Annotated in this window: 20 protein-coding genes; 17 read left to right on the forward strand and 3 right to left on the reverse strand. The window is 61.7% G+C overall.

Features of this window, described 5'->3' with window-relative positions; genetic code table 11:
- From CDPAHKCJ_RS12650 to thiO, 9 genes are all read left to right on the forward strand, one after another.
- Positions 1–339, forward strand: coding sequence for a hypothetical protein (locus CDPAHKCJ_RS12650; protein WP_166020084.1), 339 nt, complete (start codon positions 1–3; stop codon positions 337–339).
- Entirely contained in the window at positions 339–824 is a 486-nt protein-coding gene (locus CDPAHKCJ_RS12655) for a type IV pilin protein (RefSeq protein WP_166020085.1), read from the forward strand. Before CDPAHKCJ_RS12650 ends, CDPAHKCJ_RS12655 begins: the two co-directional genes overlap by 1 nt.
- A 243-nt stretch (positions 825–1,067) precedes the next feature.
- Positions 1,068–1,613, forward strand: a complete 546-nt coding sequence (locus CDPAHKCJ_RS12660; protein WP_277343467.1) for a GspH/FimT family pseudopilin — start codon at positions 1,068–1,070, stop codon at positions 1,611–1,613.
- A complete protein-coding gene (locus tag CDPAHKCJ_RS12665) occupies positions 1,597–2,103 on the forward strand; it encodes a hypothetical protein (RefSeq protein WP_166020087.1) in 507 nt (168 codons plus the stop codon). The genes CDPAHKCJ_RS12660 and CDPAHKCJ_RS12665 overlap by 17 nt, the downstream gene beginning before the upstream one ends.
- A complete protein-coding gene (locus CDPAHKCJ_RS12670; RefSeq protein ID WP_166020088.1) occupies positions 2,103–3,104 on the forward strand; it encodes a hypothetical protein in 1,002 nt (333 codons plus the stop codon). Before CDPAHKCJ_RS12665 ends, CDPAHKCJ_RS12670 begins: the two co-directional genes overlap by 1 nt.
- Positions 3,101–3,640, forward strand: a complete 540-nt coding sequence (locus CDPAHKCJ_RS12675) for a hypothetical protein (protein ID WP_166020089.1) — start codon at positions 3,101–3,103, stop codon at positions 3,638–3,640. Before CDPAHKCJ_RS12670 ends, CDPAHKCJ_RS12675 begins: the two co-directional genes overlap by 4 nt.
- Before the next feature lie 13 nt (positions 3,641–3,653).
- Positions 3,654–7,076, forward strand: a complete 3,423-nt coding sequence (locus CDPAHKCJ_RS12680; RefSeq protein ID WP_166020090.1) for a PilC/PilY family type IV pilus protein — start codon at positions 3,654–3,656, stop codon at positions 7,074–7,076.
- 209 nt (positions 7,077–7,285) lie between these two features.
- The gene (locus CDPAHKCJ_RS13500; protein ID WP_166020091.1) at positions 7,286–7,741 is read left to right on the forward strand and encodes a type IV pilin protein; all 456 of its coding nucleotides are present in this window, start codon (positions 7,286–7,288) and stop codon (positions 7,739–7,741) included.
- 150 nt (positions 7,742–7,891) lie between these two features.
- A complete protein-coding gene (gene thiO, locus CDPAHKCJ_RS12690; RefSeq protein WP_166020092.1) occupies positions 7,892–9,037 on the forward strand; it encodes a glycine oxidase ThiO in 1,146 nt (381 codons plus the stop codon).
- A gap of 49 nt (positions 9,038–9,086) precedes the next feature.
- Here thiO and CDPAHKCJ_RS12695 read toward each other — a convergent pair whose 3' ends face one another.
- Positions 9,087–9,350 carry a PP0621 family protein gene (locus CDPAHKCJ_RS12695; RefSeq protein ID WP_166020093.1) on the reverse strand — a complete coding sequence of 88 codons (264 nt, stop codon included), beginning with the start codon at positions 9,348–9,350 and terminating at the stop codon, positions 9,087–9,089.
- A gap of 180 nt (positions 9,351–9,530) precedes the next feature.
- On the opposite strand from CDPAHKCJ_RS12695, the gene CDPAHKCJ_RS12700 reads away from it, so the two are divergent.
- Positions 9,531–11,165 carry an NAD+ synthase gene (locus tag CDPAHKCJ_RS12700; protein WP_166020094.1) on the forward strand — a complete coding sequence of 545 codons (1,635 nt, stop codon included), beginning with the start codon at positions 9,531–9,533 and terminating at the stop codon, positions 11,163–11,165.
- 148 nt (positions 11,166–11,313) lie between these two features.
- Here CDPAHKCJ_RS12700 and CDPAHKCJ_RS12705 read toward each other — a convergent pair whose 3' ends face one another.
- The gene (locus CDPAHKCJ_RS12705) at positions 11,314–12,105 is read right to left on the reverse strand and encodes an outer membrane protein assembly factor BamD (RefSeq protein WP_107335861.1); all 792 of its coding nucleotides are present in this window, start codon (positions 12,103–12,105) and stop codon (positions 11,314–11,316) included.
- A 106-nt stretch (positions 12,106–12,211) separates the two neighbouring features.
- Between CDPAHKCJ_RS12705 and rluD the strand changes: the two genes are divergently transcribed.
- From rluD to ilvN, 5 genes are all read left to right on the forward strand, one after another.
- Positions 12,212–13,165 (forward strand): 23S rRNA pseudouridine(1911/1915/1917) synthase RluD, encoded by a 954-nt coding sequence (gene rluD, locus CDPAHKCJ_RS12710; protein WP_043337181.1) that lies wholly within the window; start codon positions 12,212–12,214, stop codon positions 13,163–13,165.
- 39 nt (positions 13,166–13,204) lie between these two features.
- Positions 13,205–13,981: a peptidoglycan editing factor PgeF gene (pgeF, locus tag CDPAHKCJ_RS12715; RefSeq protein ID WP_166020095.1), complete on the forward strand. Its 777-nt coding sequence runs from the start codon at positions 13,205–13,207 to the stop codon at positions 13,979–13,981.
- Between the two features lie 321 nt (positions 13,982–14,302).
- On the forward strand, positions 14,303–16,939 hold the full coding sequence (gene clpB, locus CDPAHKCJ_RS12720; protein ID WP_166020096.1) for an ATP-dependent chaperone ClpB: 2,637 nt from the start codon (positions 14,303–14,305) through the stop codon (positions 16,937–16,939).
- A gap of 577 nt (positions 16,940–17,516) precedes the next feature.
- A complete protein-coding gene (locus CDPAHKCJ_RS12725) occupies positions 17,517–19,241 on the forward strand; it encodes an acetolactate synthase 3 large subunit (protein WP_077373491.1) in 1,725 nt (574 codons plus the stop codon).
- Positions 19,241–19,732 carry an acetolactate synthase small subunit gene (ilvN, locus tag CDPAHKCJ_RS12730; RefSeq protein WP_043337227.1) on the forward strand — a complete coding sequence of 164 codons (492 nt, stop codon included), beginning with the start codon at positions 19,241–19,243 and terminating at the stop codon, positions 19,730–19,732. Before CDPAHKCJ_RS12725 ends, ilvN begins: the two co-directional genes overlap by 1 nt.
- 71 nt (positions 19,733–19,803) lie before the next feature.
- On the opposite strand, the gene ilvY is transcribed toward ilvN, so the two are convergent.
- The gene (gene ilvY / locus CDPAHKCJ_RS12735; protein ID WP_166020097.1) at positions 19,804–20,733 is read right to left on the reverse strand and encodes an HTH-type transcriptional activator IlvY; all 930 of its coding nucleotides are present in this window, start codon (positions 20,731–20,733) and stop codon (positions 19,804–19,806) included.
- A 320-nt stretch (positions 20,734–21,053) separates the two neighbouring features.
- On the opposite strand from ilvY, the gene ilvC reads away from it, so the two are divergent.
- Positions 21,054–22,070: a ketol-acid reductoisomerase gene (gene ilvC / locus CDPAHKCJ_RS12740; RefSeq protein WP_043337232.1), complete on the forward strand. Its 1,017-nt coding sequence runs from the start codon at positions 21,054–21,056 to the stop codon at positions 22,068–22,070.
- A gap of 209 nt (positions 22,071–22,279) precedes the next feature.
- Positions 22,280–23,131, forward strand: a complete 852-nt coding sequence (pssA, locus tag CDPAHKCJ_RS12745) for a CDP-diacylglycerol--serine O-phosphatidyltransferase (RefSeq protein ID WP_166020098.1) — start codon at positions 22,280–22,282, stop codon at positions 23,129–23,131.
- Positions 23,132–23,802 lie beyond the last annotated feature (671 nt).

A 23,802-nucleotide genomic window follows, 5' to 3' on the forward strand; every position in this document is an offset into this window, starting at 1 on the left:
ATGAAGACATCACGACTCAAGCTGGCTGGTAGTGGACTGTTGCTGGCGGCAGGCTTGCTCTTCACGAGCTGGAGCGCCCGAGCTCTGGCGGAAGATACCCCGATACCGCTGGTCATGGAGCAGAGCATCACGGGCGTCATCGACGAGCGAGAGGGAGATCAGCTGCTCGTCGACGACATGGGGTTCGTGCTTCAGCCGGATAGCCGGATACTCAATCGCAATGGGCGCGAGCTGAAGGCCTTCCATCTCACGCCGGGGCAGGAGGTCGAGGTGCGCTTCGACCCACGTGGTGAGCCGAAGCAGGTCATCGACATCACGCTGCTGCGTCGGGGGCGCTGATGAGCAGGCGAACAGGGGGGGCTCGGGCACAAGGCGGCTTCGGTCTGCTGGAGCTCATGATAGCCGTGGCCATCATCGGCATTCTGGCGGCGATCGCCTATCCCAGCTATCAGGATCAGGTGGAGCGCTCACGTCGTACCGATGCCACCACCGCCTTGCTGGCGCTTGCCCAGACCCAGGAGCGCATCATGGCAACCTGCGGTGAATACGCGACGGCCAGCGTGACAGCGGCGACCAGCTGTGGAGATGCGCTCGGAGGTGGCGGCGATGGTATCGGGCTGGGACAGGCAGATGCCGTCAGTGAGGAAGGTTTCTACAACCTGGCCGTCGCAGGAGATGCAGACAGCTATACCCTGACCGCCACTGCCACCGGCAGTCAGGCCAATGATCAGGACTGCGCCACCTTTACACTCACGGAGTTGGGAGTGAAGGGAGCGGCAGTCCTTGAGGACTCGGAAGATACCGACAGCAGTGATTGTTGGTAGGCACTGACAACCGACATTGCATGGCAAGCGCCTGAAGCCTCGATCTACGATGATCGGGGCTTTTTTGTCTGGTGGGTGAGGCTCAGCCCAGAAATATGGAATAACGGTGATTATGGGGAGTTTTCGGAATGATGGGTAATCTTGTGTAACATAATGATTCCATCTGTGGTTCATAGACGTTAAATTGCCCAATTTCACGCCCTGCAGGGTGCTTTGGCCTGCGTGGCTTTCAGGGGTAAGACGATGCAGCTTTTTCCTGCACTTCGGCATGGATGTCGGCAGGGCCGCCAGCAAGGCTTCACGTTGATTGAACTGATGATCACGCTGGCCATTCTCGTGATCACCATCACGATCGCCGTGCCCGCCTGGCAAGGGGTAGTCGCGCGCAACGCCGTCACCGGCACGGCCGAGACGCTCGTGGCTTCCATCAACTATGCGCGTAGCGAGGCGGTGGCCAGCGGCAACGACATCACGCTCTGCCCCCTGAATGCCCAGGGTGATGCCTGCATGAATTCCACCAGCTGGAGCAATGGCTGGGCGGTGGTGCAGGGCAGTCAGGCCGAGGCACGGGCGTCGCTGGGCGATGACCTGTTGCGCGTGTTTGATGCCGCCATCACCGTGCAGGCGAGTGTTGCCGGCGTGACCTTCGATGATCAGGGTGCGACCTCTGATTCCACCTGGTTGTTGATCTGCGACCAGTCGGGCGGGCAGGGTCATCGCCAGCTTGAATTGACGCCCATCGGACGAGTATTGACGGAGACTTATGGCAGCGATGACCAGAGTTGCTGAGCTTGGCGTGTCCCGCGCGAGCGACGGTCAGCAAGGTACCAGCCTGCTTGAGGCGTTGATCGCGCTGCTGTTGATGGGGCTGACATTGCTGGGTTTCGGGCTCATGCAGATGGAGAGCCTGCAGGCCAACAACGAGAGTTATGCGCGCACCGAAGCTCGTATTCTCCTGGTCAGCATGGCTGAGCGCATCCAGGCCAACCCCGATGGTGTGGATGACTATGATGGTCTTTCCACCGCGGGGGCAGGAAATCCGGGGGGGTGCCCCTGCAGTGTTGCCGAGCTTGCCGCCCGTGACGTGGCGGTGTGGGCGGACAGGCTCGAGGACAGCAGTCTGAACGCGCCGGTCGGCTCCATCGCCAGTAGCGGTAGTGATCTTCTCACTCTGACCCTTGGCTGGAGCGGCGCCGCGCAGCTCGGGCAGAACGAAGACAGCATGGACGCCGATGCCCAGGCATTGAGCGAGACCCTACAGATACGCGTGGTGCCTTGATGTCGTCGAAAGCCTTCCCCTCGCTGCGAGCCTTTGCATCGCGCTCGCCTCGGGCGCCGCGCTCGATTCCCTCACGGCGTGCCCAGCAGGGCGTCGGCCTGGTCGAATTGATGCTGGCGCTGGTGCTGGGACTGTTCATTTCCGCCATGGCGCTGGAATACTTTCTGGCCTCGCGCTCTACCCTCAACACCACGTCTGCCGTGTCTTACCTGCAGGAATCTGCGCGCCATGTCACACGCCGCCTGCAGCCATTGGTGCGCAATGCCGGCTTTTCCGGCTGTGCGTCGGTGAGCAGTGTCAGTGATGGTACCGGCAGCCATGCGCTGTCCGATTCTCCTCTGACGGCCGAGTCCGACACGGTGGCGGAGATCACCTATGACCGTCTGGCCTTGCAGGTACCGGCGCTGGGGGCGCAACGCGGTTGGCAACTCGGGGCGAGCGTCGCCCAGGGCGATACCTCGCTGACCCTGGAAGACTACACCTCCGGCACACTGGAAACGGATAGCGTCGTGCTGATCAGCGACTGCGAGAGCGGCGACATTGCACGCCTCTCGGGCGATGGCAACAACTCGCTCGAGCTGTCGAGCGCCGTCGAGCACGGCTATGGCGGCACCATACAGACCCAGGCGTATGTCTATCCGCTGCAGCGTTGGTACCTGTTGCTGTCACAGGCCGATGACGATTCCCCCGTTCGGCTCTGTCTGAACGGCGAGGATCTCAATGGCGATCCGGCAGCAGGCTGTGGCGAAGAAGTGGCGCGATACGTCGAAGCGTTCAACCTGACCTTCGATACGGCCTCCGGCAGCGGTAGCGCGAGTCGCTTTGCCGTGGAGCGTAGCGTGGCGGAAGTGGAAGCCGCGAACGACTGGAGCAGTGTCAGACGGATCCACATCAGTCTGACCCTCAAGACGCCGCCGACGATCAATGTCGAGGGAGAGGGGGACGGTGAGTTGCAACGCACCTTCGATATCACCCTGAGCCCGAGGAATATCGGTCTATGAACCAGTTGAGTTCTCCCCGGCCGCCGCGCCAGCAAGGCATGGCATTGCTGGTCGTGCTGATCATGCTGATCGTGGTGGGCGTGATGGCGGTGACAGGCAATGAAGATACCCAGTTGCAGACCCGCATGTTGATGAATACCCAGTTCTACGACAACGCCTATGCGGAGGCCGAAAGTCTTCAGCAACAGGCGGAGAGTCGTCTGCTCGAGGGGGAGCTGACCCTGGATGATTTCGGCGGGGACGGCTTCTACGACGTGACGGCGGGGGAGGAGCTGGGCTTCGATCCTCTGCAGGCAGACGCCTGGGAGGGAGAGGGTGTCTTGAGCGGTGATGCGGCTGACAACGGCAACTATGTCATCGAGTACCTCGGGGAGACGACGGAAGGCGTTCTGAATGACGATAACCTGAGCAGCAGCAAGTTGTTGAATGCCTTCCGCATCACGGCCGCTGGCTGGAGTCTTGAGAGCGCAGGTGACCCTGAGAGCAAGAAGCGTGCACTGGCAGTGGTGCAAAGCGAAATCATGATGGCCGATTGAAGGGAATCTATCGATGAAATCGAAGCACTCACCCCGCCGCAGCGGCTTGCGTCGTCTTCACCTGCCAGCCTTGCTGTCAGGCGGACTGCTGGTCTCCTTGCCCGTGCTGGCAGACAGCGACACGCTACTCCAGTTGCCCACCACCCAGAGCGTCGGCGTTACCCCCAACGTCCTGCTGGTATTGGATGATTCGGGCTCGATGACCTGGGAAGACACCTTTGATGGTGGTAGCTCCTACCAGGGTTACAGCATGCTGTATGCAGAGCAGGAAGTTTGCACCACCACGACGAACAACGGGAACGGCAGGAGGAACAATAGAACGACGACAACCTGCGAAGATGTCTTCAAGCCGCAAGACCTTTCCAATAAATACTTCTGTGCCGATTCCAATAGCCAGGCCTATGACCCGGATCAGACTTATCTGCCCTGGAAATTGGGCAATGGTGACGAGCGCTACGATGACATGGACCCGACAGCGGCGTGGATTGATTTCAATGAAGGCGATGATGAAGACAATCTGGTTGACCTGACGGACCCGGACCTCGAGTTTCGTTATTATACTGGCAGCAATTGTAGTGACAGTAGTGAAGTCCAGGTCTCGGATCTCACCCTGGATGAGCAGGTCAACTATGCCAACTGGTTCACTTATTATCGCAGTCGCCTGAATGTCGGCAAGGCTGCCGGGCTCGAGCTGCTTTCAGATATCGAATATCGTACCGGCTTCATTACCATCAACCCCGGTTCTGAAACGGCCACCAAGGTGAAGGTCGATGATATTCTGGATTCGATCATAGAATATGTCACCAATGTACTGGGTAATCTGGTATCAGTCGTCACGACAAGTGACAGTGGCAACGATCATCTTGATGATATCAAGGATGCCATCGTCAAAACGGAAATCAGCTCAAGCAACACCTATGTATCGACGCCCTTGCGTGAGGCACTCTATCGCGCTGGTGAATATTACAGTGACAATTACTCCAGCCTGGGCTCCACACCGATTCTTTCCGAAGATGAAGGTGGCATGTGTCAGCAGAACTTCACTGTTTTGATCACGGATGGTTTCTGGAATTCCGAGAACTCTACCGCCTCCAATAACATTGAAAGCAAGATCGGCGATGCCAATGGTGACGGACGGACCTGGCGGGAAAGTTATAACTACAATTATGGCGGTTATGCCACGTTGGCGGATGTTGCTTATTATTATGCCCATAATGATCTGTTGCCGAAGCTTGGAAGCGGGACCTATGAAAAACAGGTGATGACGACCTATACGGTGGCATTCGGTGTCGAGTCGACCAGTAATGATTGGGATGACAAGGATCGCGTCATCGAGAGCAGCTCCAGCACCATCGATGATCTGGAACAGGCGGCCATCGATGGCGGCGGCTCCTACTTCAATGCCTCCAGCCCGACGGACCTCGTCTCGGCGCTGGCGGCAATCGCCTCCGAGATCGTCGCGGTAGGCAACAGTGTCAGTGGTCTCTCCACCAACCTGACGACGGCCAGTGTCGAGACGGACAGCCGACTGGTCGAGAGCCGCTATTCCGCCTCGACCTGGACGGGAGATGTGGTGGCTTCGTCGGTTCAGGAGGGCAAGGATGTCGAGGACGACGACCAGGTCTGGAGTGCTGCCACCCAGCTGAGTGAGGCATTGGAGGATGAGGATGGCCTTGAATCGCGTACGGTCTTTACCATGTCCGGCGGCAACGGAGTCGAGTTCACGCCCGACAACGCGGGCCGCCTGAGCTCCAGCCAGCGCAATGATCTCGCGCGCATGGAGGTCGGTGGCAACTCCACCGATGACTACGTGGAGGCGGCGATCGAGTGGCTGCGGGGCAGCGATGAATACGAAGGTGATGGCCTGCGCAATCGCACTGGCGTCCAGCTGGGCGACATCATCGGCTCGTCGCCTGTCGTCGTGACACGTGACGACTCAACGACAGAGGGCAGTGTCTTCGTCGGGGCCAACGACGGCATGCTGCATGCTTTCGACCTCAAGACCGGCAACGAGCAGTTCGCCTATATTCCGGAACTGCTCTACAGCGAAGAGGACGACGCAGGGCTGGGGTATCTGACGGACCCGGGCTATCAGCATCGCTACTATGTCGACGGTGAACTGCGTCTGGCCAGCCTGAATGGTGAGGAGTGGCTGGTATCCGGTCTCGCCGGTGGTGGGCGCGGCCTGTTCGCGCTCAATGTCACCAAGGCCGTGGCAGGCGAAGACTTCGACGAAGATGATGTGGTGCGCTGGGAATTCGGTGCCAGCGACGATGATGACATGGGGCATGTCTACGGCAGCGCGCATATCGTCACATTGAACAACGGCGACAGCGCGGTGCTGGTCGGCAACGGGCTGGAAACGGCCGATGAGAACGCCGCGCCGACGTTGTTCGCGCTGGAGCTTGATGGAGTCAATGCCGGCGGCGTGATCGCCAAGCTGTCCCCCAGCGGAGTGACCGGCGGATTGGCAAACCTGCAGGTCGCGGACCTCGACAGCAATGGCACCGTCGATTTCGCCTATGGTGGGGATCTGCAGGGACGGCTGTGGAAGTTTGACCTCAGTGACGACGACAGCAGCAAGTGGAGTGTCACGCGCCTGTTCACGGCCTGTGCTACCAGCCTGACCGGTGGGGAGTGCCAGACGGATGCGCTGCAGCCGATCACCGTCAAGCCGACCCTGAGCCGCTACTCCGGCGGCACCCAGACTATGGCCTCGCCCAACCTGCTGGTGTCCTTCGGAACAGGGCAGGACATGTACGCTGATGCCGAGGACGAGGCCTGGGTCACCCAGAGCCTCTACACCGTGCTGGATGCTGGTGGCAGCCATACCAGCTTGATGCGCAGCAACCTCGAGGAGCGGACTTTCGTCAGTGGCAGCTACACCAACGGCGAGCTGACAGGCCGGACCCTTGGCGGCGACAGCTTCAGCTATTACCCCAGCCAGCTGGAAGATCAGGACAGCGATCGCTTCGGCTGGTATCTGGATCTGGACGCCTCCGAGCAGGAAGAGCTGGTCGAGCCGGCCAATCTGCTCTCCAACCTGGTGGTCTTCTCCACCAGCACGTCCAGTACCGGAACCAACTTCTGTGAAAGTACCGGCGGTGGCTGGCTGGTCGCGCTGGACACCGAGACAGGGCTGCCGACCTATGACGATAGTCAGGGCAGCTATGTGACCATCTTCGACTTCAACCAGGATGAGGCCTTCAGCGCCGATGACCTGGTCGGCACTCTCGTTGATGACACCGTCGCCGTCGGCAATGTCATCGTCAGCGTCAAGTTGAGCGGCACACCGACATCCAGTGTCAGTGTCGGCGATACGGTCTACGTGGGTACCAGTTCGCTAGGTAGCGAGGAGGGCGGTGTCTCGTCCTACGATCTCAACGTATCCAGCTCGACGGATACCGGCCGTGTCTCCTGGTATCAGCTGCGCTGAGCCCGTCTCGGTCATGAGGTAAGGATGACATGCTGCGCCGCCACGCCTTTCCCGGGGTGGCGGCGCCTTGCCTTTCAGCAAGGTGTACTTCCTTCAGGCAGGCTTGCCCGGAGCCTTTTGCCGAGTCTTGCGCCTTGGTCTTTCACTCAAGTCCTTCGTCTTAGCCTTTCACCCAAGTCCTTCATTCACGTTCTTCAAGGAAGCACTTCATGGCCAGTCTTCTCTCCTCCCGTTCGCATCTGTCTCACCGCAGGTACGCCTCAGGCTTCACCCTGACGGAGATCATGATCGTGATCGTCATCGTCGGCATCCTCGCGGCGATCGCCTACCCGAGCTATCAGGATCAGGTGATCCGCTCGCGTCGTGCCGATGGGCAGGCGGCACTGATGTCATTGGCCCAGGCCCAGGAGCGCTACATGGCGCGTTGCGGCGGCTACGCGACCAGCATCGCCGGCGACAGTGATTGTGATGAGGAAGGGCTGGGACGTGCCACCGAGTCGCCGGAAGGCTATTACGCCCTGAGCCTGGAGGATGGCGCCACGACGACCCGCTTCACGCTCATCGCAACCGCGGTGGCGCCTCAGAGTGCCGATACCGACTGCCCCGCGCTGACCCTCACCAATACCGGTGTCCGCGATACGACCGGCGATGGCGATTGCTGGTAGCCGCGAAGCGCTCGCTCTGCACGATGCTGGAGACTCTGCTCAATGCTGGAGACTTGGCGCAATGCTCGATTGCATGTGGCTCGCTTGCACCGCCTTGCGGGCGGCGTATTCTTGACCCCTTTCCCGGGCTGATGGCAGGAGCGAACAGGCGTGAATGACTTTGTGGTGGTAGGCGGTGGCGTGATCGGCATGCTGACCGCGCTGGAGCTGGCGGATGGCGGTGCCGAGGTCACGCTGATCGAGCGAGGCCAGTGTGGGCGTGAGGCGTCATGGGCGGGCGGTGGTATCGTCTCACCGTTGTATCCGTGGCGTTATAGCGCGCCGATCTCGCGCCTGTCTGCCTGGTCGGAAGGCTTCTATCCCACGCTGGCCGAGCGTCTGATCGAGACCACTGGCATCGACCCCGAATATCGCCAGCAGGGTCTGCTGTACCTGAATGTCGAGGATGCCGAGCAGGCACTGGCCTGGTCCCGTGAATATGCCAAGCCGCTGACGCGCGTGGACGCCGGCTTCGTCTATGACAAGGCACCGGCGGTCGCGCCCGGTTGCGAGTCGGCGCTGTGGATGCCGACGCTGGGCAGCATCCGCAATCCGCGTCTGGGCAAGTCACTGCGTGCCGCACTCGACGCTCACCCGCGCGTGCGCCTGCTGGAGAATGTCGCGGTGCAGGGCATTCTGCTGCAGGACGACACCGCCATTGGCGTACAGACCGCCAATTCGGTGTTGTCTGCCGGGCAGGTCGTGGTCTGCGGTGGTGCCTGGAGTCGTGAGATTCTGAGCGAAGCGGGGCTCGAGCTGCCGGTACGTCCGGTGCGCGGTCAGATGGTGCTGTTCAAGGCACCCAAGGGGCTGGTGGAGCGCGTGGTGCTCAAGAATGGACGCTACGTGATTCCGCGTGCCGATGGTCGTGTGGTCGCGGGGTCGACGCTGGAAGAGGTCGGTTTCGACAAGGCCACCACCGAGGAAGCTCGCGAGTCACTGATCAAGAGCGCCTGCGAGATCATCCCCGCGCTTGCCGAGTGTGAGGTCGAGCACCACTGGGCGGGACTGCGCCCCGGTTCGCCGACCGGCACGCCGTTCATCGGCGCCGTGCCGGAGCGCCGCCGTCTGCACGTCAACGCGGGCCACTACCGCAATGGCTTGGTGCTGGCGCCGGCCTCGACCCGCCTGCTGGCAGATCAACTGCTCGGACGTACACCGATCATCGACCCCGCCCCCTACCAGCCTGAGGCCCTGCTGGCCGAGATCGCCACCCTGGATACGGCGTCAAATGCCGGTGAGACCCGCTGGGCCTGAGTGATTGTGTGCCGTCTTTCGTCATCGAGCGCTTTGCCTCGGTGGCGAATCATTTGCGCGGTCCTTCATCGAGGAAGTGTTGCTGGTGTTCCTGGCAGCAGAAGTGCAGCGCCTCATGGCGGATGGCGTCATTTTCCGGCAGATGCAGATCGCAGTAGGCGCAGCGCACCATGTTCTGCGCCTCGCGCTCGGCAGGCTGGCCGTCATTGTGGCTGTCCTGGCTCAGCTTCCATTGGCGATACATGCGGTAAAGGCGCAGGCCGGCCCAGAACAGGGCGACGAAAACCAGCAGACGGATGATCAACAGGCTCATTCCTATATGACTCCCAGATGAGGCGGCGCGCGTGGCTTTTGCCAGCGGCGCGACCTTGCGGGACAATGGCGGCCAACATGATGACAGGTGGGCCGGTGCACGGCTCAGTGATCTGAGCCAGATGTCTGGCCACAGTGTACTGGCCCCTTATCGAACCGCCAATCGAGAGATCCTTACCGCATGCAAGATCTGACTCTGGTGATGGCCCAGCTCGACCCGCTGGTCGGTGATATTCCCGGCAACACTGCGCGTGCCATCGAATCGGTGCGTGAAGCGAGTCTTGAGCACAAGGCCGATGTCGTAGTGCTGCCCGAGTTGTGTCTGACCGGCTACCCGCCGGAAGACCTGCTGCTGCGCGAGTCCATGGAATCCCGCCTCGAGGAGGCGCGCGCCCAGATGGCGAAGAAGGTCGCGCCGGGCGTGATGGTCATCGTCGGCTACCCCGGCATGCGTGACGGCAAGCGCTACAACCTGGCCGGCGTGCTCAAGGATGGTGAGTGGATCGCCGAGTATGCCAAGCAGGCCTTGCCCAACTATCAGGTCTTCGATGAGCAGCGCTATTTCACGCCGGGCAGCGAGCCGTGTGTGGTCGAGTGCCGTGGTGCCCGCCTGGGCATCGTCATCTGCGAAGACCTCTGGGACGGCGCGCCGATCCGTCAGGCGCGCGATGCCGGTGCCGAGATTCTCGTCAGTCTCAATGCCTCGCCCTATCACCTGGAGAAGCCGGCCGAGCGCAATCAGCTGTTCGCCGAGCGGGCAGCCGAAGTCAATTGCCCGCTGGTCTACGTCAATCAGATCGGTGGTCAGGATGAGCTGGTCTTCGATGGTGGCTCCGCCGCCATCGATGCCGACGGCAAGACCTGCGTGCAGGCGCCGTGGTGGGATGTCGGCCTGATGCCGGTGCAGTTCCTCAAGGAGGAAGGTGGCAGCTGGGCGCCGCAGAGCGGCGAGATCGCCGAGCTGCTGTCGCCGGAAGAGTCACTCTACTGTGCGCTGGTCACCGGGCTGCGTGACTACGTCAACAAGAGCGGCTTCAAGGGTGTGGTGCTGGGGCTTTCCGGCGGCATCGATTCCGGCCTGTCGCTGGCGATCGCCGTCGATGCGCTGGGTGCGGACCGCGTACACGCCGTGATGATGCCGTATCACTACACCGCGGACATCTCCAAGGAAGACGCTGCCGAGCAGGCCAGGCTGCTGGGCGTGAATTACGAGGTGATGCCCATCGCGCCGATGGTCGAGGCCTTCACCGAGACCCTGGCTGAGAGCTTCGCCGGCAGCGAGCGCGACACCACCGAGGAGAATCTGCAGTCGCGCTGTCGTGGCGTGCTGCTGATGGCCATCTCCAACAAGAAGGGCCTGATGGTGCTGACCACCGGCAACAAGAGCGAGATGGCGGTGGGTTACGCCACGCTCTACGGCGATATGGTCGGCGGCTACAACGCGCTCAAGGATGTCTACAAGAGCTGGGTGTTCCGCCTCGCCAACTGGCGCAACACCATGGGCCCGGCGATTCCGGAGCGTGTCATCACGCGCCCGCCGTCCGCAGAGCTGGCCGAAGACCAGCTCGACAGTGATTCGCTGCCGGATTACGACACCCTGGATGCGATTCTCACCCACTACATCGAGGGTGACATGAGCGCCGAGGCGATCATTCGCTCCGGCTTCGAGGAAGAGGATGTCTATCGCGTGGTGCGTCTGGTCGACCGCACCGAGTACAAGCGTCGTCAGGCGCCGGTGGGCGTGCGCGTCACGCCACGCGGCTTCGGGCGTGATCGTCGCTACCCGATCGTCAATGGCTGGGTGGCCGGCGATTGAGGCGATTCATGTCCGGTGTCAGGGATTGCGGATTCTTTGCGCAAGCCGCTGAAAGCGCCTGAATCCGACGATTCTGGCCATGCTGTCAGCACGAAAAAAGCCCGTGATCGATGATCACGGGCTTTTCGATGGTGACGACTGCCGGTCGTCAGACCGTCAGGTCGTCAGCCTTCACGTAACGCGGCTCGAAGGTACGGCCATCCAGACGTTCGTTGTCCGGATCATTCTGGATCAGCACCTTGAGCGTCTCGCTGGCACGGTCACGCAGACCGAGGCCCAGATAGCCCTCGACCATCACGGCCAGCGCATCGCGGGTGGCAGGAGTGTTAGGGTAGTGCTCAATGACCCACTCACCACGCTTCACGGCAGCCAGATAGGCCTGCTTGCGCAGGTAGAAATCGGCAGTCTGCAGCTCGCCGCGCGCCAGTACGTTGCGCAGATAGATGATGCGCTGACGGGAATCTGCCGCGTAGGTGCTGTTGGGGAAGCGACGCACCAGCTCACCGAAGTCGACGTAGGCATCGCGTGTCGCGCCCAGGTCACGCTTGGAAATATCGATCAGATCGAGGGATTCCAGGCTGAAACGACCCGCGCTGTACGCTGCCAGTCCACGCATGTAGTAGGCATAATCGACCTGCGGGTGATCGGGGTGCAGGCGAATGAAACGGCTGGCCGCGGCACGTGCCGCCTCCCAGTTGTCGACCTGGTAATAGGCGTAGATCAGCTCCAGCTGCGACTGTTCGGCGTAGCTGCCGAACGGGAAGCGAGTATCCAGGGCTTCAAGTTGTTGCACAGCGGAGTTGAAGCGGCTGGTATCCAGGGAAACCTGGGCCTGACGATACAGGTCCTGCTCCTGAAGATCCGGTGCCGGCTCGTTGGACGCACAGCCAGCCAGCAAGGTGCTGGCCAGGGCGAGGGCAGTCAAGGGAAGGGCGCGCATCGGTTTCCTCATCTCGGGCAATCCATGGCGGGCATGCTAGAATCCGCCGATCCGCACTCACTATAAAGCAAAGGCCCTTTCGTGCGAAACGGCCTCAGAGAGCAATATGGCAGACACCATCAACCGCGAAGAGCGGATCCCGGAGGCGATGATTGGCATGCGCCTTGATCAGGCCTGCGCCGAGATCTTCTCCGACTATTCCCGCGAGCGTCTCAAGCACTGGATCAAGACCGGTGCGCTGACCCTCGACGGTGCCGCCGTCAAACCCCGCGAGAAGGTCTATGGCGGTGAACGTCTGGCCCTGACCGCCGAGCTGGAAGAAGAAGTCAGCCACGAGCCGGAAGATATCGAGCTCGAGATCGTCTATGAAGATGACGACGTGCTGGTCATCAACAAGGAGCACGGCATGGTCGTGCACCCGGGCGCGGGTAACCATGATGGCACGCTGCTCAACGCCATCCTGCATCATTGCCCGGGCAATTCCATGATGCCGCGTGCCGGTATCGTGCATCGTCTCGACAAGGACACCAGCGGACTGATGGTGGTGGCCAAGTCATTGACCGCCCAGGCGGACCTGGTCGAGCAGCTGCAGGCCCGTACCGTGTCACGCGAGTACGATGCCGTCGTCACGGGCGTGCTGACCTCCGGTGCCACCGTGGATGCGCCCATCGGGCGTCACCCCAAGGACCGCAAGCGTCAGGCCGTCACCCACAGCGGCAAGCCGGCGATCACGCATTTCCGCGTGGTCGAGCGTTTCCGGGGGCACACCCATATCCGCTGCAAGCTGGAAACCGGGCGTACCCACCAGATTCGCGTGCACATGGCACACCAGCGCTATCCGCTGGTCGGAGACCCGGTCTACGGCGGGCGTCTGAAGCTGCCGCCGGGGGCCAGTGACCCGCTCAAGGAGCTGCTGCGTCAGTTCCCGCGTCAGGCACTGCATGCCCGCCGTCTCGCCTTCATCCACCCGATCACGGGCAAGGAAGTCGAATTCCGCGCCGAGATGCCGGGCGACATGCTGGTGTTGATCGACTATCTCAAGGAAGACATCGCTCGCTGAGGCGGCAGGCTCGCGCGACACGCCGCACAAGGAGAGGTTATGCACGACGAGAGTCTACGCCCGACCCTGATACTGCCGGACTGGCCCGCGCCGAGCCCGGTGCAGGCCTTCGTGACCACGCGTGAGAGCGGCCCCAGTCAGGGGCCGTATGCCGGCTTCAATCCGGCGCTGCATGTCGGCGATGACCCGGCGATGGTGGCGCAGGTGCGCGAGCTGCTCGCCGCGGAAGTCGATGACGGCCGTCCGCTGGCGTGGCTGGACCAGGTGCACGGCACTCAGGTGGTAGATGCCTTCGATGTCTGCCACGCCGAGGGCCGGCCGGATACTCCGCCACGGGCGGATGCCTGCATCAGTACCGGCACCGGGCAGGCCTGTGTGGTGATGACGGCGGACTGCCTGCCGGTGCTGTTCTGTGATCGGCAGGGCACGCGTGTCGGCGTGGCGCATGCGGGTTGGCGCGGGCTGGTCGAAGGCGTGCTGGAAGCCACCATCGAGCGTCTTGGTGATGACCCCGGCGAGCTGATGGCCTGGCTGGGCCCGGCGATCTCCAATGCCCAGTTCGAGGTAGGCCCCGAGGTGCGTGATGCCTTCATCGCGGATCTGCCCGAGGCCGATGATGCCTTCGAGGCCAGCCCCTACCGGCTCGGTCACTACATGGGGGATCTCTACAAGCTGGCACGCCTGCGTCTCGAGCGTGCCGGAGTCGGTCATGTCAGTGGCGGCCACTTCTGTACCGCCTCGGAATCCCGCTTCTATTCACACCGGCGTGACGATGGCGTGACCGGACGCCTCGCCACGGTGATCTGGCTGCGCTGAGGCGCTGATCAGGAATCTCTGATCAGGAATTGGGTCAGCGCATTCCGCAAGCTCGACATGCAGTACCCACAAACGCCCCGTTGACCTGATGTCTCAGGTTGGCGGGGCGTTTCTGCATGTGGCAAAGATGATGGCCGGCGGGTCGTCATCGTGGCGGCGGGAATCTGACCTGGATCAGGCAAATGTCACACCATGCTGCAGCGCGGCGAATCCTGCCTTGAAAGCCGTGCGCCAGCCCCCATCTTGAGAGTCAGATACGAAATGTTACAGGCGAAGCTCCTGAGAAAAGGAGTACCGCCATGACTCTCAGGAGAAGGCACCATGCGCATCGACAAACTCACCAGCAAGCTGCAGAACGCTCTGGCGGATGCCCAGTCGCTCGCCGTCGGGCGAGGCCACAATGAAATTCACCCGCAGCATCTGCTACTGGCACTGCTGGAAGACCGCGATGGCGGTCTCAAGGCACTGGTCAACAAGGCGGGCGGCGATGCCACCAGCCTGATGAGTGGCCTCAAGCGTCAGCTGGATGATCTGCCGACCGTGTCCCAGTTCGATGGCAATGTCGCGCCCTCGCAGGCCCTCGGCAAGCTTCTGAATCTGGCCGATCGTGAAGCGCAGAAGCGCGGCGATCAATACATCGCCTCTGAGCTCGCGCTGCTGGCCGCGCTGGAGCTGGGTGGTGATCTGGGCAAGCTGTTCACCTCATCGGGCATCAAGAAGCCCGCACTGACCTCCGCCATTGATGCACTGCGTGGTGGCGAAGCCGTGGGCGACGCCGATGCCGAGAACAATCGTGAAGCGCTCAACAAATACACGCTGGATCTCACCGAGCGCGCGCGGGATGGCAAGCTCGACCCGGTGATCGGGCGTGACGAGGAAATTCGCCGCACGATCCAGGTCCTTCAGCGTCGCACCAAGAACAACCCGGTGCTGATCGGTGAGCCCGGCGTGGGCAAGACCGCCATCGTCGAGGGGCTGGCCAGCCGTATCGTCAATGGCGAGGTGCCGGAAGGCCTCAAGAACAAGCGCGTGCTGTCTCTCGACATGGGCTCGCTGCTGGCAGGGGCCAAGTTCCGCGGCGAATTCGAGGAGCGTCTCAAGTCCGTCCTCAAGGAGCTGGCGCAGGAAGAAGGCCAGGTCATCCTGTTCATCGACGAGCTGCACACCATGGTCGGCGCGGGCAAGGCCGAAGGCGCGATGGATGCCGGCAACATGCTCAAGCCGGCACTGGCGCGTGGCGAGCTGCACTGTGTCGGTGCCACAACCCTTGATGAGTATCGTCAGTACATCGAGAAGGACGCCGCGCTGGAGCGCCGCTTCCAGAAGGTGCAGGTCGACCAGCCCAGCGAGGAAGACACCATCGCCATCCTGCGTGGCCTGAAGGAGCGCTACGAGGTGCACCACGGTGTCGACATCACCGACAGTGCCATCATCGCCGCCGCACGGCTGTCCTCGCGTTACATCACGGACCGCCAGCTGCCGGACAAGGCGATCGACCTGATCGATGAGGCCGCGTCACGCATCCGCATGGAGCTGGATTCCAAGCCGGAGGAGATGGACCGTCTCGACCGCCGCCTGATCCAGCTCAAGATGGAGCGTGAGGCGCTCAAGAAGGAGACCGATGAGGCGGCGCTCAAGCGTCTCGGCGCGCTTGAGGACCAGATCTCGGAGCTGGAGCGGGAATACGCCGACCTCGATGAAGTCTGGAAGGCCGAAAAGTCCAGCATCCAGGGCGCGGCCCAGTTCAAGGCCGAGCTGGAACAGGCACGTATCGATCTGGAGCAGGCGCGGCGTGCCGGCGACCTCAGCCGCATGTCGGAACTGCAGTACGGCGTGATTCCGGGGCTCGAGAAGCAGATCAGCGAAGCCGGCGAAGGCGAGGCGGATACCTCCGCCCACGTGCTGCTGCGCTCCAATGTCACCGAGGAGGAGATTGCCGAGGTCGTCTCGCGCTGGACCGGTATTCCGGTCGCCAAGATGCTCGAGGGCGAGCGTGACAAGCTGCTGCGCATGGAAGAGGCGCTGCACGAGAAGGTGATCGGCCAGGACGAGGCGGTGATCGCGGTATCCAATGCGGTGCGGCGCTCACGCGCGGGGCTGTCGGACCCGAACCGTCCCAACGGCTCCTTCCTGTTCCTCGGCCCGACCGGGGTCGGCAAGACGGAGCTCTGCAAGTCGCTGGCCAACTTCCTGTTCGATACCGAAGAGGCGATGGTGCGCATCGACATGTCCGAGTTCATGGAGAAGCACTCCGTGGCTCGCCTGATCGGCGCGCCTCCCGGCTATGTCGGCTATGAAGAGGGCGGCTATCTGACTGAGGCCGTGCGCCGCAAGCCGTACTCCGTGCTGCTGCTCGACGAGGTCGAGAAGGCGCATCCGGATGTCTTCAACATCCTGCTGCAGGTGCTGGAAGATGGCCGTCTGACCGATGGCCAGGGGCGCACCGTCGACTTCCGCAATACCGTGATCGTGATGACCTCCAACCTGGGGTCGGAAATGATCCAGCGCATGAGTGGCCTCAATGGCGAGCTCGCGGACGAGGAAGACACGCAAGAGAGTGTCGATCGCAAGGCGGCCTTCCAGTACGACGACATGAAGACGGCAGTCATGGAAGTCGTCGGCAATCACTTCCGCCCGGAGCTGATCAACCGCATCGATGAAGTGGTCGTGTTCCACGCCTTGGGACAGGCGCAGATCGCCTCCATCGCCGGCATTCAGCTCGAGCGGCTCAAGGCGCGTCTGGCCGATCGCGATCTCGGCTTCGAGATCACCGATGCCGCGATGGCGCTGCTGGCCAAGGCAGGCTTCGATCCGGTCTACGGTGCGCGTCCGCTCAAGCGCGCCATCCAGAGCCGTATCGAGAACCCGCTGGCCCAGGCGCTGCTGGGCGGTGAATTCGTGCCCGGTGACGTGATCCAGGTCGGCGAAGAGGGCGGAGAACTGACCTTCACGCGCTGAATCGCGCACCCGTGAGTGACGCCCCACCGTGACGGAAGTCTGTCTTCCGCTTGCGGTGGGGCGTTTTCGTGTCTGCCGTCCGGGCGCAAAATGACAACCCGGGGTGAGGCAGGCTGAAATTCACGAAGCAGAAAATTGCGAATTTATTGCCATTGGTGAGGTTTCACGCACGCTTATGGCCTGATTCATTGTTATCGGTGTGGCATTTGGCGCAGGCGGCGCACACTGGCGTAAGGTTGAGTTGACAGCCCCTTGCGGCTGTTGGACTCTTGACCATTCCTGATTGCGGGCGCGGCCATTCGGGCGACCCTCGAAGCGCCGCGTGAAGGACAGACGCTGAGTCGCTGTCCGCCTGTCAAAGGATACGCCGGTCCGGGTGCGCCAACCGTACCGACCGGCCATCAGCCCCGACCGCATCCAACCGATGCGACAAGAGTGCAGGCCCTAACCGGGCCGCAGACGCCAGGGTTTGGCATCAGGTGCCGCAATTTCTGCGGTAGCGACATTCAGGTCGCACTCGATCCGGCTTGCGCATTGCCGCCGGACGCACTCGAGACCTCCAGGGGAGAATAACCAAGTGGAATTGCTTTCCGGCGCTGACATGATCGCCCGCGCCCTGCACGACGAGGGCGTGGAATATATATACGGCTATCCCGGTGGAGCGGCGCTGCACATCTATGACGCCCTGTTCCGTCAGGACAAGGTCCAGCACATTCTGGTCCGCCACGAACAGGCTGCTACCCACGCCGCCGATGGCTACGCACGCGCTTCCGGCAAGCCCGGAGTCGTGCTGGTCACCTCAGGCCCCGGCGCGACCAATGCCGTGACCGGTATCGCCACGGCCTACATGGACTCGATTCCCATGGTCGTGCTGTGTGGCCAGGTCGCCAGTCACCTGATCGGTGAAGACGCCTTCCAGGAAACCGACATCGTCGGTGTGACTCGCCCGATCGTGAAGCACAGCTTCTCGATCAAGCACCCGAGCGAGATTCCGGAAGTCATCAAGAAGGCCTTCTATCTGGCCTCCAGCGGACGCCCGGGGCCGGTCGTCATCGACATCCCGAAGGACATGACCGCCCCGACCGAGCGTTACGAGTACAGCTACCCCAAGAAGGTACGCATGCGCTCCTACAGCCCGGTCACCCGTGGCCACAGCGGCCAGATCAAGAAGGCCGTCGAGCTGATGCTCAAGGCACGTCGCCCGCTGTTCTTCACCGGCGGTGGAGTGGTGTCCGGGCGTGCTAGCGAAGCGCTGACTGACCTAGTGCGCCGCCTCAACTTCCCGATCACCACCTCGCTGATGGGCATCGGTGCCTACCCGCAGGGCGATCGGCAGTGTCTGGGCTGGCCCGGCATGCACGGCTCCTACGAGTCGAACAATGCCATGCACCACACCGATCTGATCATCTGCATCGGTGCGCGCTTCGATGACCGCGTGACCAACAACACCTCGAAGTTCTGCCCGACGGCCAAGATCATCCACGTCGACATCGACCCGAGCTCGGTCTCCAAGACCGTGCGCGCCGATGTGCCGATCGTCGGTCCGGCCGATGCCGTGATCAACGAGATGATCAGCCTCGTGCAGGGGCGTGAGCTGGCCAACCCTGATGCACTGGAGGCCTGGTGGACCCAGATCGATGGCTGGCGTGCCGAGCGTGAAGGCAAGCTGTATGAACCGTCCGCCCCGGGCGAGCCACTCAAGCCGCAGCAGGTGGTGGAAGCCGTACACCGTGCGACCCGTGGCGAAGCCTTCGTTGCCACCGATGTCGGTCAGCACCAGATGTTCGCCGCCCAGTACTACAAGTTCCAGCGCCCCAACCGCTGGATCACCTCCGGTGGTCTGGGCACCATGGGCTTCGGCTTCCCGGCGGCCATGGGCATCAAGATGTCCTACCCGGAAGACGATGTGGTGCTGTTCACCGGGGAAGGCAGCTTCCAGATGATGATGCAGGAGTTCTCGACCTGTAAGCAGTACGGGATCGGGGTCAAGATCATCAACCTCAACAACCAGTCGCTGGGCATGGTGCGTCAGTGGCAGGACCTGAACTACAAGTCCCGTCACTCGCATTCCTATATGGAGTCGCTGCCTGACTTCGTGCAGCTGGCGGGCGCCTATGGCTTCCGTGCCATCAAGGTGCACACGGTGGAGGAGCTCGAACCTGCGCTGGAAGAAGCCTTCCGCAACAAGGACGAGCTGGTGTTCCTCGACATCTATGTCGACCCGCGTGAACACGTCTATCCGATGCAGGTGCCTCTCGGCTCCATGCGTGACATGCTGCTTACGAAGACGGAGCGGACCTGATGCGCCATATCATCTCCATTCTGATGGAAAACGAACCGGGCGCGCTGTCACGGGTCGTCGGCCTGTTTTCACAGCGCAACTTCAACATCGAGACCCTCAACGTGGCCCCGACCGAAGACGCGACCCTGTCCCGTCTGACCGTCACCACGGTCGGTGAAGATCGCGTCATCGAGCAGATCACCAAGCACCTCAACAAGCTGGTGGATGTGGTCAAGCTGGTGGATCTCACCGAGGGCAGCCACATCGAGCGCGAGCTGATGCTGGTCAAGGTCAAGGCGTTGGGCGCCCAGCGTGACGAGATCAAGCGTACGGCGGACATCTTCCGTGCCCAGATCGTCGACATCACGCCGAGCCTCTACACCATCCAGATCACCGGTGACGGTGGCAAGCTGGATGCCTTCCTGGCGGCGATGCAGCCGGTAGGCGTGCTGGAAGTGGCACGTACCGGTGTCTCCGGCATCGCCCGCGGCGAGAAGGTGTTGAGCCTGTAAGACGGTGGTGGAATCGCAAGACAAGAACGGCGCCCCTCGGGGCGCCGTTTTCGTTGGATCACTATCAGGCATCAGTCAGCGGGTCGCTGCGGCGAGCCGGGCAGTTGCTCCCATAACGCGCGCACCAGCGGATGACGCAGGCGTTTTTCCTGTACGCACAGGCCGACCTTGTAGGGAGTCAGGGGCGGATCGACATCGAGGATGCGCACCTGATCGGCCAGCGGCGAATTGTCGAGCACGATCTGTGGCACCACGCCGATCCCGAAGCCCAGTCCCACCATGCTGACGATGGCCTCGTTGCCGGCGACCTGGGCATACAGGCGCGGCTTGATGCCACGCTCATGGCACCAGGCATCGAAGCGCTCACGTGCCAGGCCGGTCTCCGACAGGATCATCGGCACGCGTGTCCAGTCGATGTGGTCGTCGCCCGCCGCCGAATCGTCCGCCTCGCCGATGCCTTCCAGTTGCTGGCCGGGGCCATCACGACGCGGGGCAATGAAGCGCAGCGGTGACTCGGCGAAGTCAGTGAAGGCGAGACGTGAAGGCAGCACATCGGGGCGCGCGGCGATCGCCAGGTCCTCGTGGCCCATCAAGACGCGCTCCAATGCCACGGCGGGGTCACCGGTATGCAGCTTGAGCTCCACATGCGGATGGCGGGCACGGAAGGAGGCCAGAATCTCATACAGGAAGCTGTAGCTGGCGGTCACCGAGCAGTACAGGGATAGCTCGCCACGCAGCTCATCGCTGTCTTCCAGCAGTGACTGGCGAATGTCATCCCATTGACTCAGTAATTCGCGAGCATGACGACGGAAGCGTTCTCCTGCCGGCGTCAGCGCGACGCTGCGGTTGTCGCGTTCGAACAGACTGACGCCCAGTTCCTCCTCCATGGCACGAATGGCACGTGACAGGGCAGAGGCGCTCAGGTGGCAGGCAGTGCTGGCGCGCCCGAAATGCAGCGTTTCGGCGAGGGTCAGGAATTGCTTGAGTTGACGATTGTCCATGCCGGGGTCCGCTGTCGATGAGTGCTGAAGAGGGAAATGTCTTGTGTTGCGCTATATGGCATATGATGGTGCAAATATAGCATTTTACGCAATGTCGAGGTGCAGGTAAGGTGGACTCATCGCCGCGCAGGAGGAGGACGGCAGACCTTGATCCAAGGTGCACGACCTCCCGGGGACGCAGAGCGGCCGAGACAGATGGCCGTCGGCGCTGGACACTGACACAAGCCTTTCCCTTGCGGGAAGGGGCGCAAGAACAACAGACACTCTTTCAAGATCTCACGCCATCCCGCTGACGGGGTGAGCCGCCAGGAGCAATGACGATGAAACTTTATTACGACAAGGATTGTGACCTCTCCCTCATCCAGGGCAAGAAAGTGGTCATCCTCGGTTACGGTTCCCAGGGCCACGCCCACGCGAACAACCTGAAGGAATCCGGCGTCGACGTCACCGTAGCCCTGCGTCGCTCTTCCTCCAGCTGGGCCAAGGCCGAAGCGGCTGGCCTGAAGGTTGCTGAAGTCGAGGAAGCGGTCAAGGCGGCCGACCTGGTCATGATCCTGGCGCCGGACGAGAACCAGAAGGCCATCTACGAGAACCAGGTGGAACCGAACCTGAAGCAGGGTGCGACCCTGGCCTTCGCTCACGGCTTCAACGTTCATTACAACCAGGTCGTGCCGCGTGCTGACCTCGACGTCATCATGATCGCGCCGAAGGCACCGGGTCACACCGTGCGTTCCGAGTTCGTGAAGGGCGGCGGTATCCCGGACCTGATCGCCATCCATCAGGATGCGACTGGCCAGGCCAAGGACATCGCGCTGTCCTACGCGGCAGGCGTCGGTGGCGGCCGTACCGGCATCATCGAGACCACCTTCAAGGACGAGACCGAAACCGATCTGTTCGGTGAGCAGGCTGTCCTGTGTGGTGGCGCGGTCGAGCTGGTCAAGATGGGCTTCGAGACCCTGACCGAAGCGGGCTACGCACCGGAAATGGCCTACTTCGAGTGTCTGCACGAGCTCAAGCTGATCGTCGACCTGATGTACGAAGGCGGCATCGCCAACATGAACTACTCCATCTCCAACAATGCGGAGTATGGCGAGTACGTGACCGGCACCGAAGTCATCAACGAGCAGTCCCGTGTCGCCATGCGCAATGCACTCAAGCGCATCCAGAGCGGTGAATACGCCAAGATGTTCATCCAGGAAGGCAACACCAACTACCCGTCCATGACGGCCCGTCGTCGCCAGAACGCCGAGCATCCGATCGAGCAGACTGGTGAGAAGCTGCGCGGCATGATGCCGTGGATCACTGCCAACCAGCTGGTCGACAAGTCACGCAACTGATCCTTCGTTCTGGATCTAGCGTGAAATGAGCGGGGCGCTCTCCATCAGGAGGGCGCCCCGCTTGCGTTGTTGCTCTATAAGCGCTATCGAATGGGAGAGGGAAGTGACAGTCGACGGTGAGGCCGCTAGGGTGTCACCACTATTCGCGCTCACTGGCAGGTGTAGAATGTGATTACCCTGCCACGACGAGGCATGATGCAAGGAATCCCATGACTGACGACAATCGACATCCCGGCGCAGAAGAAGCCCCCGAAGAACCGACCCGCCGTAGCAGTTCCGTGTTGGACAAGGTGGTGGAAGAATTCACCGACGACAGCGAAGTCGTGGAAGAGGCCATTGAGGACGGCAAGCCCGTTCGTCGGCGTGGCATCTATCTGCTGCCCAATCTGTTCACCACCTCGGCACTGTTCTCCGGCTTCTTCGCTGTGGTGTGCGCGCTGAACGGGGAGTTTGCCAACGCCTCCATCGCCATCTTCGTCTCGATGGTGCTCGACGGCCTGGACGGTCGTGTGGCGCGCCTGACCAATACCCAGAGCGCCTTCGGTGCCGAGTACGACAGCCTTGCGGACATGTTGTCCTTCGGCGTGGCGCCGGCGCTGGTCACTTTCAGCTGGATTCTGCAGGATGTCGGCAAGATCGGCTGGATCGCCGCCTTCGTCTACGTGGCAGGCGCTGCGCTGCGTCTGGCGCGCTTCAACGTCCAGATCGGCTCCACCGACAAGAAGTGGTTCATCGGTTTGCCGAGCCCGGCCGCGGCGGCACTCGTGGCTGGCTGCGTATGGACCATGCACAACTTCGACGCCGAGACCTTCGCCTTCAAGTCGCTGATGGTCTTCGTGGTCGCGGCTGCCGGTATCCTGATGGTGTCGAACATCCGCTATTACAGCTTCAAGGAGATCGACCTCAAGGGGCCGGTGCCCTTCGTCGCGCTGCTCGCCATCGTGCTGGCCTTCGTGGTCATCTCGCTGGAGCCGTCCGTGATGCTGCTGGGCCTGTTCGGTTGCTATGTCGCCAGTGGCCCGATCATGGCGCTGGGGCGCAAGTTGCGCGGCAACAAGTAGGCGTCAGCTGTCATCAATGTGATGATCGATATTCGGCCCCGTCATTCCTGGCGGGGCCGAATGCGTTTCTGGCCGGGGAAGGGGTGTGTCAGCAAGCAAAGGAGAGACGAGGACTAGAAAAGAGAAGCAGAATGAGGAGGGAAGAGAAAGGCAGAGCAGAGATGTCACCCGTATGTCCCGAGAATGACATTCTCTTGAAAAAGCCCTTGCCCTCACGTCGGTTCGTGCGTAAAGTACGCATCCGCTGCCGGGGACGCATGGCGTTACCAGCGGTGAAAGAGGTTTGCAGGTGGTTGTTTTGTTTGATGTTTTTGAAGTCCGCTTCCAAATCATCGATTGACAATCCCGGGCGATTCGCTAGAATACGCCGCACTCCTTACGGAACAGGTGATCGAGCAACGCTCCTCACCGCTTGCTGATGCTTAGAGGCAGTCGATTGACTCATCATCAAGTGCTTGACTTCTCAAGCGTTCCGGGTAGAATATGCCTCCTCGCTTAACAGCGACGCTCTTTAAAAATTTGATCAGGTAATTCGTGTGAGCGCTTGCCGATGAGTGGTGACAAGGTCACCAAATATCGGAGCAAGCCTCTCACGAGAAGTTTGACTCTGAACCAAGTTTGGTCTGCTTAACAGACTATCAAGCTTTCAACTGAAGAGTTTGATCATGGCT

The organism is Cobetia sp. MB87 (assembly GCF_011319755.1).
Taxonomy (GTDB): Bacteria; Pseudomonadota; Gammaproteobacteria; order Pseudomonadales; family Halomonadaceae; genus Cobetia.